This window comes from Paenibacillus sp. NPDC058177 (assembly GCF_042883835.1).
In the GTDB taxonomy this organism is placed as follows: domain Bacteria; phylum Bacillota; class Bacilli; order Paenibacillales; family Paenibacillaceae; genus Paenibacillus_AQ; species Paenibacillus_AQ agri.
On sequence record NZ_JBHVVB010000002.1, the window covers coordinates 253,934 to 271,094 of the forward strand.

A 17,161-nucleotide genomic window follows, 5' to 3' on the forward strand; every position below is an offset into this window, starting at 1 on the left:
CGCCGCTCCTTCCGTGGCCTGGAATGCTTCTATTATACAAACACGTCTCAGGCGCCAGCTATTTGTGAAACTTACAGTTACCTTACACAATTGTAAGGTGGTTAGAATACGATCCGTACCGTAGAGCCTTTCCCTACCTCTGAAATGATGCTTACCTCATGACCGAGCTTGGTACAAATCTGCTTAACCAGGTACAGCCCCATCCCGGTGGATTCTTGAAAATCCCGGCCATTTACGCCAGTAAAATAAGGGTCAAACACCCGCGGCAGATCGCCCTGCGGAATGCCTACCCCTTCATCACGTATATCCAGTACTACCCTATTATTCAGTATATAGCCTGTTAAATGAATGACTGCGCCCTCTTTTACCGTATACCGGACAGCATTTGTAATGATTTGGGTCAGCACAAAGGACAGCCATTTCTCGTCCGAAGTCACAACAATATTGTCCTCTACCATAATAGAGGGATATACACGGCTACGAATGAACAGTCGCTTCTGCTCTGAAGTGATCCGCCGCAGGACTGTCTGAAGCTCCAACCGCTCCACATAGAAATCATGCTCGAATGTATCCAGTCGTGCTGTATATAGCACGGTCTCCAGTCCTTTCTTCAGACGGTCAAGCTCGTCCCCGATCGCCGTGAAGGGTGGGCCATCCTTGTCTTGAATGATCAGATGAATGACGGACAAAGGGGTCTTCATGCCATGAACCCATTGATTGATGAAATGAATATGCTCCTCCAGCTTGTGGCGGTAACTATGCAGATCATTTTTATAGAGGCGGAATTGATGGGTTAACAGCCCGCGCAAGCTCTCAGCCAGCGGCGTATCCTGCGACGGGCCACCTGTCTCGTCCAGCGTGGAAGGCCGTGCCGTCATCCGTTCGTAGAAGGTACGGTTGGAGATGTAACGGAAACCGAGGTAGGCAAGCAGCAGACAAGTGCTGAGGATATCAGCATATAGACTAACACTGACCGCGCTACCTCCATCCAGTCTGTACACCAGTGTAATGACAGCTAGTTGGGTCAGATATACGAGGATTAACGTCTTTTGCTCCCGTAAAAATAGTTTCACTCCCCATTCCCCCAGTTCGGTGTCAGCCGGTAGCCTTGACCCCGCACGGTCTGCAGACCGTCATGGATCTCCAGCGCCGCTAGTTTTTTACGGACCCTGGTAACGTAGACGTTAAGCGTGTTGTCATCGACAAACACCTGATCATCCCATATCTTCTCCAGCAAGCGGTCACGGGTGACGATAGCTCCGGCTTTTTGCATCAGCTCGTCCAAAATCTTGACCTCCGTATGACTGAGATCCGTCCGGTCATTGCCCCTGGACAGCACCAGCCGTTCCACATCCAGCGTCAGTCCGGAAACGGTAAGACTCCGTTCATTAAAGTTACCCGCGAAAGTACCGTAGGCGCGCCGGAGCTGACTTTTGATTTTGGCCATAGCAATCTCATAATCGAAGGGTTTCGTAATATAGTCATCCGCACCGTTCTCCAGTGCCATCACCTGATCCATCTTGCCCTCTCTTGCCGAAATGAACAAAATCGGACAGGTAGAGATGCCTCGAATCTGGCGGCACCAGTAATACCCGTCGAATTTAGGCAGGTTGACATCCAACAGCACCAGATGCGGAGCGAACGCCTCAAACTGCTCGCGCACCGTCTCGAAATTATGCACGGCCTGTGTCTTATAACCGAATTTATGCAAGTAGTCCTGGAGCAACGACACCAGGCTCTGATCATCCTCAATAATGAATATTTTAAACATTCTAATTTGCGCCTCCAATGACCCAGATCTCTTGACCGGGGGTCTGCCAACTAATATATACAGCACCAGGGACGTACGTCAAATTCAGCTCTTTAGTATACGGTGCAATTACATTCTATGGTATCCTATAACCATAAGTAAAATAATGGAATACCGTTTCAACGATAATTGGATTGGAGCTTTAGGGATATGAATGCAATGAAAGCAAGTAAACTTATACTGTTCTTGGCATCGCTGGTTGTGCTGCTGGCTGGCTGTACGTTTGAGATGATTCAGCAATCGGATGATACATCGCTATACAGAGGACAAAGCTTAAATCTGGCGGTCATTGGCGATCCGCCGATCGTGAGAGAAAAGCATGTGACCTTCACTGAGATTACTTTTGAGGATTTGAAAAGAGGGGCTGAGCTTGCGTCCCATTACGACGCCGTCTTTATTATGAAGGAGCATCTTCGCGAAGCCGCGGAAGGCCAATATGCGAAAATGTACGGGGAGACGAGGCTGCCCATCTTTTTCGTGGAAACCAAGCAGCCCGCCGCCTTTTTTACTCTCGAGGATGTGGAATACGGCACTTTTGCAGACATAGATCCTCATATGTATATTTCAGGATTTCTGCTGCACCCTGAAGATCAACCCGGCGGAGATCCACCAGTGATGGCGCGTCAGGATTGGGGGATTACACTTGACATTGTGAATAGTACGAACATCAAGGCTGCGTATTCATGGGTATTTGAAACGATTGCCTCCATTAATAACGTCAGTAAACAAAAGAGCGACCTCACCTGAAATCCCCGGTAAGGCCGCTTTTTTAACATAAACACAGCTTCACAGACTTTCTTACCGGCCGTCCAGCAGATTACCGAGGCCACCGAGGATGCTGCCTTCTTCCTTATTGCGCCCGCCCGGTCTCGCTGCAGACAGAATGCGGTCCGCCATCCGGTTGAAGGGCAGTGACTGAACCCAGACCTTGCCGGGTCCGCGCAGCGTAGCGAAGAACAGACCTTCTCCCCCGAACAGCGCGGACTTTACTCCTTTTACAAACTCAATGTCGTAATCCACAGTAGAAGTCATGGCGACCAGACAGCCGGTATCGATCCGCAGCACCTCGCCTGGCTGCAGCGTCCGTTCCATGACATATCCGCCGGAGTGCACGAACGAGAGCCCGTCTCCCTCCAGCTTTTGCATGATAAAGCCTTCTCCGCCGAAGAACCCTGCGCCCAGCTTGCGCTGGAACTCAATTCCGATCGAGACGCCCTTAGCCGCACAGAGAAAGGCATCCTTCTGGCAGATTACTTTCCCGCCGTATTGCTGGAGGTCCAGCGGGATGATTTTGCCGGGATACGGCGCTGCAAAGGTGACGCATCTCCGTCCATACGCTCCGCTGTGTGTGAAGATGGTCATGAACAGACTTTCTCCGGTCAACAGACGTTTGCCTGCACCCATCAGCTTGCCCATGAGACCACTGCTCGGTCCGCCTCCGCCACTGCCGTCGCCGAAGATCGTCTCCATCGTAATCTCCGGGTCCATCATCATGAAGCTGCCCGCTTCAGCAATGACGCTCTCTCCGGGATCAAGCTGTACCTCCACACACTGTATTTCTTCGCCCATAATTGCATAATCAATCTCGTGAGCACTCATCCCGCTATTCCTCCTTAGATTATCAAACCTAATATAAGCGCATGGCTGTTTGATGAAAATATATACGCCAGCAAGCAGACCCGGTTTCAATGAAGCAGGGAAATTCATAAAAAAGAAGCAGCAGCAAAAAACCGGCCAGAAATTCTGACCGGTCTCTCACTAATAAGTCTATATCCATAGCTAGCTGATGATTCAGCCTTGCATTCCAATTATCGCACATTCTGGGGGTTGCCCAGCGGTGTTGGCAATTTCGGCTTTGGCGCTTTCGCCAGCTTTCCTTTGCCCAGAGAGGTTGTAAAAGTAATTACATAACCTGCCACAACGACAGCCATAACCGTGTATAGCGTCTCTTTCAATGGCATATAGAAGAGGGATAGTGCCAGCACGATAACATCCATCAGAATAAATACGGTGCCAACTTTAATTCCTTTCCATTCACTGATCAGCAGCGACAAAATATCGTCACCGCCGCTCGCCCCGCCTGCGCGAAGCACCATTCCAGCTCCCAGACCTGTCAGTACTCCTGATAACAGAGCCGCAACCGGCAAATTATCATGCAGATTGATGACCCATCCAGAGTAATGTTCCATCAGTCCGTAGAAGAGAGTGAACGCTCCTACAGAGACACATGTGTTCAAGACAAACGCTTTTCCTTTGAAGAACCAGGCAATCAGAAGTACTGGTATGTCTAGGATCAAAATAGAAAGTGAAGGCGAAATGCCCAATACATATTTACCAAGCAGCGATAAACCTACGAACCCGCCCTCGGTCAAATGGTTCTGATAATTAATGTGATAATACGTAAATGCAAGCAGCAATGTTCCTAACAAAATGACTGTCAACCGCAGCAGAAGCTCTGCTCCGTGATTGTGTTTCCTCATACTGGTCTCCCCTTATCGTAAATGGCGGCTAGACGTCCCACCAACCTCTACGACGGGTTGAACCGGAGGTATTGCTCCTTCGCATAATGCTACTCCCTTCCCTCGTAGAGGCGGCTTCGTCAATTAACGGTTCGCGCATCTTCGGCAGGGAAGCTAAGTATAAGACAGATCATAACGTTTCCAAATCGTCCTTTGGGGATTCGTCCTTCGGGGACACATGGTATCCTGATCCTTTCTTTAATTTGATAAGTTCTGTTTACATTATACCACGCGAAGAAGAGACTCTAAACACCTTTGTGTAAAAATGATGATTTGGCCCTTTCTGTTTTTCTCCCATTATATTTTAAAAAACGTTAAAAAATACATCGAAATGCGGTAACAATGGTCGTATTTCGAGAACTACGCTACGGTTTGTTAAGCCAATGTAAAAAAGAGGGAATGCAGATATCTGCACTCCCTCTTCACCTTTATGATTGTAGTCGGGTCAAAATAGCTGCGCCTGCGCGTGGCACCGGCACCTCCAGCAGCCCTTTCCGTAATTCCAGTGTCAGCTGTTCCGTCACTTCCCCACGGCAGTCCTTAATCACGGCCACATACACGGCAGGATCAGACGTCCATCTGACAACTACATTATCAGTATAAGTTCCGTTGACAATCGCCAATCGCTCAGGCGTTCCCTCTGGCGTGATGACCATTTCAGCATAACAAGCAATCACCTGGACGTTGTCTTTCTTCGCCGTCACGATCGGATACAGCAGTTCCGGGTGCTGCGGAGACAAGCTTCCACGCAGAAGCACATCACTGTATTCCCGGCTGAAGTCGGTCCAGAACCGTAGCATCGCCAGCTTCTCCTCCCCAATCTCTGCGAGTCTCACAGAAATTTGCAACACAGAGAAGAGACTGTTGATGAACTGCATAGCTGAGCTAGCAGTGTCCTCATGCGGATTGAACATAATCATATCGGAATGTACAGCTGTATCGCCGGACAGCAGCCGAAGATCAAGCGTACGCACACGGTTCTGAATGGAATCGTTCGGACAATCCCCCGCTCTGAAAATGTTGCCGTACTTGCGCATTAACGGTCCGATATAGCTCTGACGGAACTCAATCAGAATATCCGGCTTGATCGCTTTGAGCGACTGCATGATGTCGGTGAAGAGCCGGTCTACAGCTTCCGGGATGGAACGGTAATCACGGCCGCCCCCTTCTACCGGAAGTTCACCGTCTCTCGGCTGAAAGCTGTCCACAAAATCCAGCTTCAATCCGTCGATACCCCACTCCGTTACTGCCTGCTGATAAATATGCAGGAGGTAATCCCGCACCTCAGGGAAGCGCGGATCCAGCACGCCGGCGTCCAGACCTTCCTCTACCTTGAGCACCTTGTCCTTAAAGATGTCCCAGACCCGGCTTTTCCGGCCGACGAACGGTACAGAATACCAGAGCATATATTTCATGCCCAGATCATGAACTCGATCCACATGCGCTTTCATATCCGGGATCTTGGTCTCACAGACCTCCCAGTCCCCGGTAAACGCATATCCCCGGTTGTTATCATCTGTCTGCCAGCCATCGTCGACGATAATCGTATCGCAGCCGATTTCACGGGCCAGACGGCATTCTTCCTCAAGTGCAGCATCAGTCAGCTCCTGATGGTAAGAATACCAAGTAGAATACATCGGGAGCAGGGCAGCATCAGGAACGCCAGCAGGCTCAAGACCCGGCTGCTGCTCCCACCAACGGCTAACCTCTGCTAATGCCTCATGATACGGGATATCTCGGGTATCAATCCGCAGTACCGCCTCGTATACCTCCAGGCTAGGTACAGGCTCTTCAAAGAGCTTCAGTGAGCACAGGAAGGAGGAATCCTCCTCATGAATACCTGCCTTCACCTCGATCTTGTTCAAGACATCGGTGAAAGCAAAGGTCATACGGTTTCTTCCGGCAAGATTTAACAAGGCCGTCACAGGCGCCTGCGAAGAGTTCCGGCTGTTAAAACCGGAGCCCCAATCAATCTGGAATGCCCGATTTCGCTCCACGCCGGGATGCCACATCGAATGGATATCGAGGGCTGGAATCGACCAGCTAATCGTACATACTGGCGGGATACCGTCTCGCTTCGCCTTTAAGCGAATGCCAATGAACAACAGATGTTCCTCAGTCCGCTCAACAGTCTTGGATATTTCAAAGAAATCTTCTTCGCTTACCACATTTACGGTGGGGAGAAGAGCGTCAATCAAATTCGTCATAGTTCCTCCTGTTGGGTTCTCTCCTAGTGATAGCTGTATCAGCCCTTAACCGAACCGATCGTCAAGCCGCCGATAAAGTACTTCTGCAAGAAAGGATAAACTAGCAAGATCGGAGCTGTTACCACGATTGTTGTAGCTGCACGAAGCGTTAGTGGCGACAGGCTGTTGAACTTCTGGTGCAGAAGCTGCTGATCCATAATTTGCTGTGAAGCTTCTACTTCCAGAAGCAAGCGGCGCAGATAGACCTGAAGCGTGTCATAATGTCCGCTGGAATTATACAGCACCACATCAAACCACGAATTCCAGTGTGCTACTGCGGAATAGATAAAGATCGCTGCAAACACCGGAAGCGACATTGGCAGCACCAGCCGGATATAAATCTTCAGCTCGGTAGCACCATCAATTCTCGCAGATTCAAACAGAGCTTCAGGAAGCTCGGAAATATAGGAAGACATCAGCAGCATATAGTACGCGCTGATCAGAGACGGAATCCAGTACACATGGAAAGAATCCGTTAAGCCCAGCTTCACCATAAGCAGGTAAGTTGGAATCAGTCCGCCGTTGAAGTACATCGTAACCAGAAACAACACACGGAGGAACTTACGTCCCGAGAAATGCCGGACGCTGACGATATAAGCCAGCAGACCTGTGACGAACAAACTGGTGCTCGTACCCACCGCTACACGAAGAGCGGACCATCCGAAGCCCTCCAGCAGCTTGCTGTTCTCGAACAACAGCTTGTAGGCATCTAACGAGAACACCCGTGGAAAAATGTAAATACCACCGCGCGCCGCGTCTGCACCATCATTCAGCGACAGTGCCAGCAGATTGAAGAATGGATAGGCTACAGCAATACCGAATAATGACAGGACGAGAATATTTACAATATCAAATAAGCGTTGTGACCAAGGAACCGATCGTGAGGCCATCGATGCATTCTCCTTTCTAGAAAATAGACGTTTGCATAAATTTTCGGGACAAGCGGTTGGCTGTTATGACCAAAGTTAATCCGATCAAACTCTTCATCAAGCCGACCGCAGTACCATAGGAGTAATTACCAAGTTGAACCCCGAACCGGTATACATACGTATCGATGACTTCATGATAATCCCTCGTGTTAGGGCTTCCCAAGAGCAGCTGCTGCTCAAAGCCCGCATTCAGAATACCGCCTAGCGCAAGAATAAATAATAGTACAATTGTGGCACGAATGTTTGGTAGTGTAATATGCCATACCAACCCAAACCGTCCCAGACCATCTACTCTGCCAGCTTCATATTGCTCCTTGTCGATCCCGGCAATAGCAGACAGGTAAATGATCGAGCTGAAGCCGACGTCCTTCCACAGGTTAGCGGAAGTCAGAATTCCCCAGAAATATTTACCTTCGCCAAGGAACAGAATCGGTTTGTCGATCCAGCCGAAGCGGACCAGCAGTTCATTGATAATACCGTCACTTCCCAGAAGGGTGAACAGGATGCTAGCCACCACGACCCATGAGATAAAGTAGGGTACATAAGACAGAGATTGAATGGTTTTCTTAAAAGCCTTGCTTTTCACTTCACTTAGCAGCAGTGCCAGCAGAATCGGCGCTGGAAAGCCAATCAGCAGATTTAGCATACTGATGACAAGCGTATTTCTAATAATCATCCAGAAGTCAGGTTCGTTAAAGAACCGGACAAAATTGTCAAAGCCGATCCAGTTTCCGAAAAGGGATTGCCCTGGAATATAATTTTGAAAGGCGATTACTAAGCCATACATCGGATAATAGGCAAACAAAAGTACCCATAGGATGATTGGCAAACTTAACAGCCACAGCTGCCGTTCGCGGGAAAATCGCTTGAGGTAATTCATAGTAGGTTTCCCTCCAAATCTCTCCTTGTTATTTCACGAGCGCGAGGTTCTTTTTATATTCCTCAGTGCGGTACTGCTCGAGATCCTTCAGACCCAGCTTGTTAGCCTTGTCACGCAGCTCATCGAAGTTACGGGATGCTTCATCCTCAGACTGGGACATAATGACTTTAACAAATCCTGTTTTAACGAGATCTTCGACCTGCTGATTCTTGATCGTCAGCGGGTTCTCATTGGTGAAGCTGACACGCTGCTCCGTATTGTCATAGATCGTATCCTTGACATTATCATTCATCAGCTTCTTCCACTTCTCATCAGCGATGAAGTTCTGATCGAACCAAGCAGTGCTCTTGTTATCATCACTCAGCAGACCTTGCGGATAAGCCAGCCAGAAGGAATTGCTGCCGTTCGCTGTCTCTGTTTTCTCAAAATCCAGCTTGCCGTCCAGAAGTGTTTGCTTCTGTGTCTCATTGAACGACCATTTGCCGTCACCTTCGTAGTTCCAATAGGATTCCGGCAGGTTCGGAATGCCCCAGCCCATCAGACGTGTACCGATCGGTGAAACTGTGAAATCGAGGAACTTGATAATCTCTTCAGCATTTTTTGCTTTATCTGTGACTACTGTGTAATTCCAGCCATGTGTATTCTTGGCGGACAGATAAGCTTTCTCTGCGTCAGGAGCTTTGAATGCCATCTGCACGAAACGTTTGTCTTCTTTGTAATCCGGATCTGTTTTTTGCCAGATTTCATGGCCAGCATTCCATGATTGCCACCATGGGCCGATATGGCCAGCGATGCGCTCGTTGGAGAACTTGATTTTCCAATCGTCGAATTTATTAATAAACGCGTCTGGATCCATAAGCCCCTCACGGAAGAAACGGTTGTAATAGAGCAGGCCTTCCTTGCCCTCTGCCGTGTTCAGCCAGTGCGTAAGGTTGTGATCCCCGTCCTCTTTGTAGCCATCCTTCAAGCCCCAGAAGCCGAGAGCGCTGTCAATTCTGACGTCGCTATTCCAGGACAGTGCATAGTTCTTCTCACCTTTGTCATTGGTAGGATGCTTGGCTACGATCTGTTTCAGGACATTGTAATAATCATCAGGCGTTTTGATCTCGGGAGCACCAATCTCCTGATACCAGTCCCAACGGATGTGAGCGGTAAAATCAGGAATAGGCAGATATCCCCAACCACGAGGAAGTCCCCACAGCTTGCCATCTGCGTCAAGATAGGTTTCATAACGGGAGCCTAACTCTTTCTTGAGATTCGGTCCGTATTTATCTACCAGCGGGGCCAGATCGATGATTTTACCCTGTGCCTTCCACTGGGAAATCTGGGATTCATCCATGGCTGCAATAACCTCTGGGTAATCACCGGATACCAGCATCAGATTCAATTTTTCTTTGGGATCAACATCCAGAGACGATCTTTGGATATCTACATTAAATTCTTTCAACAAATAATCATGGAACGCTGCTTGTTTCCTGTTGATCTTATCCGGATTTCCTTTCTCTGCTTGGAAAAAGTGAATCTGCGTCGTTTTCTGCGGCAGCTTCCAGCCGAACTCATTAACCTTCTCCACCGCCGGTGTTGTGCTATCACCCTCGCTAGCAGTATTGCCGCTATTGTTGCCGGATGAATTGCCGCCGCAGGCAGATAATAGCATTACGGATGCCAGCATAGCCGTGCCCAAGACACTACCTTTTCTGCTCATCAGTGTTCCCCCTCTTAGTTGTGTTTCTTGTCTACATGGTTATTGTAGAAGATAGTCTGGGGCAAAAAAATGGAGATTTCATTTCGTTATGTTCTTTTCATCACTCAGTGTTAGCGGTTACATTATTGTTGCATCCGTTTTCTATATTCTGAGGGCGAAAGGCCGATCATCCGCTTGAAACGCTTCGTGAAATGGGAGTAATCGGGATAGCCACAGCGTTGTCCAACCTCATAGGTCTTCAGCGAAGTGTCTGTCAGCAATGCTTTGGCGTGCTCCATGCGGACATTAGTCAGGTAGGCAATATAGGACATCCCTGTCTCTTCCATCAGCAGATGGTAAAAATAAGTCGTGGAAATATCCAGTGGCTCAAGCACCTTCTCCAGGCTCAACTCACTATCTGAGAAATGCTGCTTAATATAGTCCATCGCCTGCTGGGTGGCACTGCGTCTTCCCCAATTCCGCTTGTCCCGTGTCTCTGCCAGCTTGCGTTCCAGCCAGTCTCTGAACGATGACTCCAGTGTTGTGTACCCTGGTTCATCGTATGGGATCTCCCATGGGCTGATCAAGAGCCGATCCTCCAGCTGATTCTGGATCAATGAGGCTGCGTTCTCCAAAAGTGTGCGCCGTTCCTCATAAGAAAGTTCCTGATGCGCAAGTAGTTTAAGCAGATTTTCGGTTTCCTGGGAAAGAACCGGTGCATTCGCAGCCCAGAGTGCCGTGCTAATTCGTTCTGCAGCTGATATAACCGGTGCTAACAGCTGATTTTTTACCATCGCCTTCTGGCGGGTGTTGGCAAAGCGATCGAACAGTCGACCAACCAGCTCTACAACCAATTCCTCCTTCAGCGGCTTCAGCAGATAATCTACTACCCCATGGCGCAGGGCGGCCTGGGCATATTCAAACTCCCCATACCCTGACAAAATGATAATCTCACCATCGTAGCCATCCTGGCGCAATCGCTGGATCAGCTCGATTCCATCCATTATGGGCATGCTGATGTCTGTAATGATCAGATGAGGCTGTTGAAGCCGTATCAGCTCCAGGGCTTCAGCCCCATTAGCGGCTTCGCCCACAATCTGGTATTGAGAATGCGCCGAAGTAAGAATTTTATCCAAACTTTTTCTGCTCATGGATTCATCATCCACAAGGATAATTCTATACATCCTGTATGCCCCCTTGTTGTTCCTGCTCTAATTCCGCGATGTGTGTAGGCAACAATATATCGATACATGTCCCATCTGGACCCGAAGTGGAGATGAATAGTCCATACGGTTCACCAAATAACAGCCGCAATCTGGTATGTACATTCAGCAAACCTATCCCTTTTTGCTTGTTCTCTGCTTCAAGCTCCAGTAATTCATCTCCGGATAGATCAAAGAGTCGATTATAGTTGTCCATGATAGCCGGAGGCATGCCACCGCCCCCATCTTCAATCGAAATTAAAGAGCCGGCTGCGACCTGCATTTCCGATATGCGAATGTAATTGGGAACGATTTTATATTTATCAAATCCATGCTTGAAGCAATTCTCAACAATCGGCTGCAGCATAGAGTTGATCGCTGAGGTCTGTGCTGCAGCTTTTTCAGAGACTTGAATAAAGTAGGAGAGACTCTCATAGCGTTCGGCCTGAATCGAGAGATAGGCAGACACATGCCCCAGCTCCAAGGCAAGCGTGACCGTTTCATTCGGGTTCCTTACGCTGTATCGAAACATATCACCGAGGGAAACGATCATCCGGCTAATCTTCCGGTTGCCCTCAACAATGGCACTGGCATTAATAAATTCCAGCGTATTGTAGAGAAAATGAGGATGGATCTGCGCCTGCATAGCTAGAAGGAGTGCTTCCTTCTGCTTCACCTCGAGCTCCTTCTCCCTCAACTTGGCCCGGTGCACCGTATCGATGAGCCTTTGAATTTCATCAACCATCTTATTGAAGCCCCTGTATAAGCTGCCTATTTCTGCAGTTCGGTTTTCTGGCGCTCTGACTCCCAGTTCGCCAAGCTGAGTTCGCTTCATCAGCCGCAAAAGTGTCAGCAGTGAATTGCTCAGCATGTACATCACCCCACTGACAATAATCATGATCAGCAGGAAGATCAGCAGCAATACAATGGTAGAAATTCTGCTAATCTGTAGTAGAGGCTCGTTCAATTCAGCAAGCGGTACCTCCGCGAACAGTGACATACCTGTGGTATTAGAATGAAAGAACATTACAAGCTTGTCCCCCGATTCACCAGGCATCGTCAGCGTCCCCTGACGCTTATCGCCCATAGCTTTGGCATAGTCAATAGACAGTCCCTCATTAGGATGACTGCCAGGCCGGTAAATCGCGCTTCCCTTGCTGTCTGCAATCCAGACGTACCCGGTTTTGCCAATCCGCACATTCCGGGCAATCTGGATCACCTCGTCCAGCTTCAAATCAATAATTAACAGCCCGCTGTTGGTACTGTAACTCGTGCTGTTGAATTTAAGCGCAATGGACAAAAAGGGCGGGCTCCATTCATCCTGTTCCAGCCCCATAACTTCAAAAACGCCCGTCTTCGTAATCTTGGCGTTATATTCCTTATATCTCCGCTCTGCAGATGTGAAGCTGGAAGACGATACCGCCCTCCCCTCCCCATTGACCAGAGAGATTCCCCGGATGCCTTCTCGATTACTTGTTAGCGGATTCAAAAGCTCTCGCTCGATGCGATTGGAGCGCAGAAAACGATCATAGGAACCGCTTACAGAATCATTTAAAAATTGCAATGTCAGATCATTAACCAGGATGGGATACATTTGATGCTCAATGTCCTGAAAATACCTGTCCACATATCTATTCACCTGTTCAACCAGCTGATAGCTTGATTCAATGGTGTTTTGCCGAATGACCTTATGGCTTTTTTCGTACCAGAATTGACCTAGCAGCGGAAGCGGGAGGTACAAAATCAGCATTAACAATATTATTTTTTTCTGAAGAGAGAGGTTGGCAATTAATTTCATGGTGTCATGCTCCTTCTAAACCAGGTAAACCAAGGAATCACTGCCAAGAGTCCTCCCATGATTCCCCTTCATCTATTTTCTAAGTATAATCTTTTTTACAGTAACGCAATGGTTTCTTCAAGAAGCAGTGAATAAATCCCCATGTTTGCGATGATTCTGACATATTTATTGTGCTGTTTTTCTCGCCAAGATCCGCGTTTAAACCATACTGCTTCAAGAGTATCTCTTGTCAAGCCTAGATAATATGTTACAATACTTTTTATAGTTAAACATTTACTTAGTAGTCAAAGTAAACAGCACGTGAAGTGTAATTCTAATGAGACAGGTGAAAAGAATGAATCCACAATCGGAATATGCAATTCTGCTTTACTATAAATTTGTAAAAGTGCCGGATGCAGAACAATTCGCCCAGGAGCATCTTGCTTATTGCAAAGAGCTGGACGTAAAAGGCCGGATTCTCATCTCCGAAGAGGGCATTAACGGAACACTATCCGGTACGATCGCCCAAACTGAGCAATACATGAAGGATTTGCGCGCGAACCCGCTGTTTAGCGATATCGTCTTCAAGATCGATGAGGCTGATGGTCATGCCTTCAAGAAGATCTTTGTACGTTATAAAAAAGAACTCGTGACCTTCCGTGTTGAGGAAGAACTGGACCCTAATGTGATCACCGGAGAGCACCTCGCGCCGAAGGACTTCCACGAAATGTTACAGCGCGACGATGTTATCGTTCTGGACGGTCGTACCGGTTACGAATATGACCTCGGTCATTTCCGTGGCGCGATCCGACCGGAGGTAGACAGCTTCAAGGAATTCCCGGACTGGATTCGCGAGAATATGAGCGATCTTAAAGATAAACCAATCTTGACCTACTGTACAGGTGGTATCCGCTGCGAGAAATTAAGCGGGTTTATGATGAATGAGGGCTTCCAGCAGGTGTACCAACTGGATGGTGGTATCGTATCCTATGGTAAAGACGCCGAAGTACAGGGCCGACTGTTCGACGGAAAATGCTATGTGTTCGATGAGCGTATCTCCGTGCAGATCAATCATACCGATGAGGATATCGTTGTCGGACGTTGCCATCACTGCGGTAAGCCGGCTGACCGATTCATCAACTGTGCCAACGATGCTTGCCACCTGCAGCATATTTGCTGTGAGGACTGTGAAACAGAGCACAGTGGTCACTGCTCGGACGAATGCGCCGCAGTTACGAGTGCAGCACGCTAAATAAAGGTATAGACAAAGGCGGTGAGCTGACCGTGCAACCCAAAGAGGATTTGTCCACCCGTGAGACGATATTACATCTATTTAAAACCAATGATGAGCTGACAGCCAAAGAGCTGACAGATCGGCTCAGCATCACTTCCATGGCGGTGCGCCGCCATATTGATGCCCTGGAGCGCGACGGATTTATTGAAGCGCGAACCATCCGGCAGCCTATGGGTAGGCCAACAGCGACCTATCATTTGACAGAGCGCTCCAGTGTGCTTTTTCCCAATAAATATCACACGGTAGCTCTGGATCTGCTCGATGAATTGGTGCAGGAGACTGGTGACGAAATGGTAGAACGGCTGTTTGAACGCCGGAAAGAAAAATTGTTCAAGCGTTATTCTTCTGTCATGGAGAACAAGAGCTTCCACGAGAAAGTCTCATTGCTGGCCGAGCTACAGAATGACAATGGCTACATGGTGGAATGGAAGCAGATTGGTCAGGACGATTACGAACTGGTGGAATACAATTGTCCGATCTCCCAGATTGCCAATCAGTACAACCACGCCTGCCAGTGCGAGCTTCAGTTATTCGAGTCCCTGCTTGAGGCAGAGATTTCCCGGCCGGACTGCTTAGCACAAGGCGGACGCAAATGTCTCTACAAGATTCAAAAACGGGCACAAGAATCATAAGTTAAATAAAAGGTGGCGCACAGGATATTCACTGTGCGCCACCTTTTTTTATGGACGAAGCGTCTATGAGCTCATCCGATTTATCCTGGCTACGCCGGAAGTCTGCGTCTCATTAAATTACGTCCAAATTGCCTATTTCCCTACCGCACCTCACGACATATTTTATAGTACATTAGAGAAAGCGGGTGAACGAGAATGCCCACGAATAGTAACGGGAATAGCTCCAAAAATTCCGGGGGTGACGGTGTAGAGGCGAACGAGCTGAGCGCTGAAGATTATGCCATCATTGGAGCCGGACTTACTGCCTTGGGCGACTTCTTCGCCTTTTTGTCGCTTGTCAAAGCCAGGGAGATTACTAAGGAGACCGGAGGACAAAGCGATGTTCTCCCGCTGGCTATTATTAGATCTTATAAGAAGGCAGTAGCTAAACAAAAAGGCCGGCCGCGGAGAAGAAGATAAAATGACTCGTTCTCCTATTAGCTGGAGTGCATTATACCCGTGATGGAGTAACAACGGATTAAGCCACCTCCTTGTTCAAGAGCAAGCAACATTACATGTCCTTCTTAGGGGATATTTAGTATATGCCTCCGCTTTATATATGGGGAGTTCAAATTCCCCTTTTAAATAAATCGCAATTACGTTCGTCATGGGTCATCCCCGGCCCGCTTCAGCCCAGTGTGGTCTGACTGTTATACCTGTTGGGAGTGAGGCAATGGCTTTATTTAGGTAATAAAATTCAAACATTTATGTGTGTACAAGCTGTGAGGGAATATTAATACAAATATTATTTTGGCTATACGTATTATTGGTTGTATGTTGGGATCAAGCGACACTTTCTTTTAACACTTAAATTCGCTCCATTTTTCTAGTAACTTTTGCTATGGGGATCATCGCACTCCCTCTCAAATATTATATAATTAAATCTAATAACAGTTATACTAACCTCTAGTTAAAATCCCCCTCCCCCACTTGCCATAATATTAATTCAATTTGCTCTATTAGTTCATACTTATTAGCTGTGCTGAATGATAGAAGTGGATTACTCCAATCGGTATTTTTAACAAGCTCCAATCCAAATGAACCGCTTGGATCAGCTTCAGGGTACCAGCCAACATCTAGCAAAATATTGTATTTAACATGCTTAAGCTGCAATAGATCTTCACTATAATTGAACCATTTTTCTTTCTCGTTACTCTCCAAATCCTTAGGATCAAGTTCTACTAAAGAATTGTAGGATACTTCCCAGCTTGAAGGAATCCTTAATGGATGTAATTTAATCTGCGGGGAATTACTTTTGATTTTCATTTTCCACCATTCCTTATCACCTTGGCTTTTTTTCAAAACTTCGCTATGTATTTTTGGTAGTTTTCAATCATATTACAGACATCCGCTTCATCTGTTATTAAACTCGCGATATCCTCGCCCATGTACCCCATTCAGCACTACATGGAGTATGTGTCTCACATGTGGTTAAATCAATATAAAACATATCAGCTTTTCACTCCACCAAAGGATAGAATGTGAATGTTAAGCCCAACTCCTAAATATGCTAATTTTTTTATCAATTCAATTGAAAGCTCCAAGCCCATTTGACCATAATCTGATCTCAAGTAACAATTAATGTTAACTTCTGTATAGATCCAAATTAATTCATTAATTTCTTTAAAATTGGGTGTTAACTTATTCAGTAATTCATCAAGAGCCTCCTCTGGTTCAAGTTCTTCTGTTATTATCACTTCAAATAGCCAAATATCATATGGAGCTTGTATTCCCATCTTCTTCCTGATAAATTCTCCCTTTTTAGTTATAGAAGTTGGTCGAATTTTTAACTTTCTACTTATATCATCAAAGTCTAAAGCCTCATCACGCACTATAAAAGAAAATCTACCTTTCATCTTTCTCTCCCTTCTATTTACCCATCGCTTTTTTTAAGTTCTTGTGCATATTTCAATAAATCTTGATAAGTGAAATTTTGATTAGGTCTCATGCCGAATGCTTATTTCAATTCATGAATATATTCACCAAATGCGACTCTGTCTACACCTGAGTTTTTCTGCATATTTACCATTTTCAAATCTCTTTTTGCGAGATGTTGTAAGTCGAGTTTCAGTGATCCCTTCGCTGTATTCTGAACAACTTGGGATGCTATGTCTGCAGCTACTTTTTTATTATAAAATTACCTAATGCT

At 47.1% G+C, this 17,161-nt stretch carries 16 protein-coding genes; 4 read left to right on the forward strand and 12 right to left on the reverse strand.

The features are described 5' to 3' along the window. Positions 1 to 101: 101 nt before the first annotated feature. Both ACFVU8_RS11210 and ACFVU8_RS11215 read right to left on the reverse strand, forming a co-directional pair. Entirely contained in the window at positions 102 to 1,073 is a 972-nt protein-coding gene (locus tag ACFVU8_RS11210) for a sensor histidine kinase (RefSeq protein ID WP_387427399.1), read from the reverse strand. After that, positions 1,070 to 1,771 carry a response regulator transcription factor gene (locus ACFVU8_RS11215; protein ID WP_387427401.1) on the reverse strand — a complete coding sequence of 234 codons (702 nt, stop codon included), beginning with the start codon at positions 1,769 to 1,771 and terminating at the stop codon, positions 1,070 to 1,072. The genes ACFVU8_RS11210 and ACFVU8_RS11215 overlap by 4 nt, the downstream gene beginning before the upstream one ends. 198 nt (positions 1,772 to 1,969) lie before the next feature. Here ACFVU8_RS11215 and ACFVU8_RS11220 point away from each other — a divergent pair, with 198 nt between their 5' ends. Beyond that, on the forward strand, positions 1,970 to 2,557 hold the full coding sequence (locus ACFVU8_RS11220; protein ID WP_387427403.1) for a hypothetical protein: 588 nt from the start codon (positions 1,970 to 1,972) through the stop codon (positions 2,555 to 2,557). A 51-nt stretch (positions 2,558 to 2,608) separates the two neighbouring features. On the opposite strand, the gene ACFVU8_RS11225 is transcribed toward ACFVU8_RS11220, so the two are convergent. From ACFVU8_RS11225 to ACFVU8_RS11260, 8 genes are all read right to left on the reverse strand, one after another. Beyond that, the gene (locus tag ACFVU8_RS11225) at positions 2,609 to 3,409 is read right to left on the reverse strand and encodes a TIGR00266 family protein (protein WP_387427405.1); all 801 of its coding nucleotides are present in this window, start codon (positions 3,407 to 3,409) and stop codon (positions 2,609 to 2,611) included. Positions 3,410 to 3,618: 209 nt separating this feature from the next. After that, entirely contained in the window at positions 3,619 to 4,290 is a 672-nt protein-coding gene (locus tag ACFVU8_RS11230) for a YitT family protein (RefSeq protein WP_175372988.1), read from the reverse strand. A 467-nt stretch (positions 4,291 to 4,757) separates the two neighbouring features. Beyond that, the gene (locus tag ACFVU8_RS11235; protein WP_379465705.1) at positions 4,758 to 6,536 is read right to left on the reverse strand and encodes a glycoside hydrolase family 36 protein; all 1,779 of its coding nucleotides are present in this window, start codon (positions 6,534 to 6,536) and stop codon (positions 4,758 to 4,760) included. 38 nt (positions 6,537 to 6,574) lie between these two features. After that, a complete protein-coding gene (locus ACFVU8_RS11240) occupies positions 6,575 to 7,465 on the reverse strand; it encodes a carbohydrate ABC transporter permease (protein WP_379465706.1) in 891 nt (296 codons plus the stop codon). A 16-nt stretch (positions 7,466 to 7,481) separates the two neighbouring features. Further along, positions 7,482 to 8,384, reverse strand: coding sequence for an ABC transporter permease (locus ACFVU8_RS11245; RefSeq protein WP_379465707.1), 903 nt, complete (start codon positions 8,382 to 8,384; stop codon positions 7,482 to 7,484). Positions 8,385 to 8,412: 28 nt separating this feature from the next. Next, positions 8,413 to 10,089, reverse strand: coding sequence for a type 2 periplasmic-binding domain-containing protein (locus tag ACFVU8_RS11250; RefSeq protein WP_379465708.1), 1,677 nt, complete (start codon positions 10,087 to 10,089; stop codon positions 8,413 to 8,415). Between the two features lie 122 nt (positions 10,090 to 10,211). Further along, positions 10,212 to 11,252 (reverse strand): response regulator transcription factor, encoded by a 1,041-nt coding sequence (locus ACFVU8_RS11255; RefSeq protein ID WP_379465709.1) that lies wholly within the window; start codon positions 11,250 to 11,252, stop codon positions 10,212 to 10,214. Beyond that, a complete protein-coding gene (locus tag ACFVU8_RS11260; protein ID WP_379465710.1) occupies positions 11,245 to 13,068 on the reverse strand; it encodes a cache domain-containing sensor histidine kinase in 1,824 nt (607 codons plus the stop codon). The genes ACFVU8_RS11255 and ACFVU8_RS11260 overlap by 8 nt, the downstream gene beginning before the upstream one ends. 334 nt (positions 13,069 to 13,402) lie before the next feature. Between ACFVU8_RS11260 and trhO the strand changes: the two genes are divergently transcribed. From trhO to ACFVU8_RS11275, 3 genes are all read left to right on the forward strand, one after another. Beyond that, entirely contained in the window at positions 13,403 to 14,299 is an 897-nt protein-coding gene (gene trhO, locus ACFVU8_RS11265) for an oxygen-dependent tRNA uridine(34) hydroxylase TrhO (protein ID WP_387427407.1), read from the forward strand. 32 nt (positions 14,300 to 14,331) lie between these two features. Continuing rightward, positions 14,332 to 14,973, forward strand: a complete 642-nt coding sequence (locus ACFVU8_RS11270) for a helix-turn-helix transcriptional regulator (RefSeq protein ID WP_387427409.1) — start codon at positions 14,332 to 14,334, stop codon at positions 14,971 to 14,973. A gap of 195 nt (positions 14,974 to 15,168) precedes the next feature. Next, complete coding sequence (locus ACFVU8_RS11275; protein WP_175372981.1) at positions 15,169 to 15,432, forward strand: hypothetical protein; 264 nt, start codon at positions 15,169 to 15,171, stop codon at positions 15,430 to 15,432. 486 nt (positions 15,433 to 15,918) lie between these two features. Here ACFVU8_RS11275 and ACFVU8_RS11280 read toward each other — a convergent pair whose 3' ends face one another. Then, positions 15,919 to 16,278, reverse strand: a complete 360-nt coding sequence (locus ACFVU8_RS11280) for a hypothetical protein (RefSeq protein ID WP_387427411.1) — start codon at positions 16,276 to 16,278, stop codon at positions 15,919 to 15,921. Between the two features lie 185 nt (positions 16,279 to 16,463). Next, positions 16,464 to 16,868, reverse strand: a complete 405-nt coding sequence (locus ACFVU8_RS11285) for a DUF4279 domain-containing protein (protein WP_387427413.1) — start codon at positions 16,866 to 16,868, stop codon at positions 16,464 to 16,466. Positions 16,869 to 17,161 lie beyond the last annotated feature (293 nt).

Coding starts and splice junctions, on each gene's coding strand:
- ACFVU8_RS11280 (WP_387427411.1), bottom strand. CDS start 16,278: ATGAAAATCAAAAGTAATTCCCCGCAGATTAAATTACATCCATTAAGG.
- ACFVU8_RS11220 (WP_387427403.1), top strand. CDS start 1,970: ATGAAAGCAAGTAAACTTATACTGTTCTTGGCATCGCTGGTTGTGCTG.
- ACFVU8_RS11240 (WP_379465706.1), bottom strand. CDS start 7,465: ATGGCCTCACGATCGGTTCCTTGGTCACAACGCTTATTTGATATTGTA.
- ACFVU8_RS11275 (WP_175372981.1), top strand. CDS start 15,169: ATGCCCACGAATAGTAACGGGAATAGCTCCAAAAATTCCGGGGGTGAC.
- ACFVU8_RS11260 (WP_379465710.1), bottom strand. CDS start 13,068: ATGAAATTAATTGCCAACCTCTCTCTTCAGAAAAAAATAATATTGTTA.
- ACFVU8_RS11255 (WP_379465709.1), bottom strand. CDS start 11,252: ATGTATAGAATTATCCTTGTGGATGATGAATCCATGAGCAGAAAAAGT.
- trhO (WP_387427407.1), top strand. CDS start 13,403: ATGAATCCACAATCGGAATATGCAATTCTGCTTTACTATAAATTTGTA.
- ACFVU8_RS11250 (WP_379465708.1), bottom strand. CDS start 10,089: ATGAGCAGAAAAGGTAGTGTCTTGGGCACGGCTATGCTGGCATCCGTA.
- ACFVU8_RS11235 (WP_379465705.1), bottom strand. CDS start 6,536: ATGACGAATTTGATTGACGCTCTTCTCCCCACCGTAAATGTGGTAAGC.
- ACFVU8_RS11285 (WP_387427413.1), bottom strand. CDS start 16,868: ATGAAAGGTAGATTTTCTTTTATAGTGCGTGATGAGGCTTTAGACTTT.
- ACFVU8_RS11245 (WP_379465707.1), bottom strand. CDS start 8,384: ATGAATTACCTCAAGCGATTTTCCCGCGAACGGCAGCTGTGGCTGTTA.
- ACFVU8_RS11230 (WP_175372988.1), bottom strand. CDS start 4,290: ATGAGGAAACACAATCACGGAGCAGAGCTTCTGCTGCGGTTGACAGTC.
- ACFVU8_RS11225 (WP_387427405.1), bottom strand. CDS start 3,409: ATGAGTGCTCACGAGATTGATTATGCAATTATGGGCGAAGAAATACAG.
- ACFVU8_RS11215 (WP_387427401.1), bottom strand. CDS start 1,771: ATGTTTAAAATATTCATTATTGAGGATGATCAGAGCCTGGTGTCGTTG.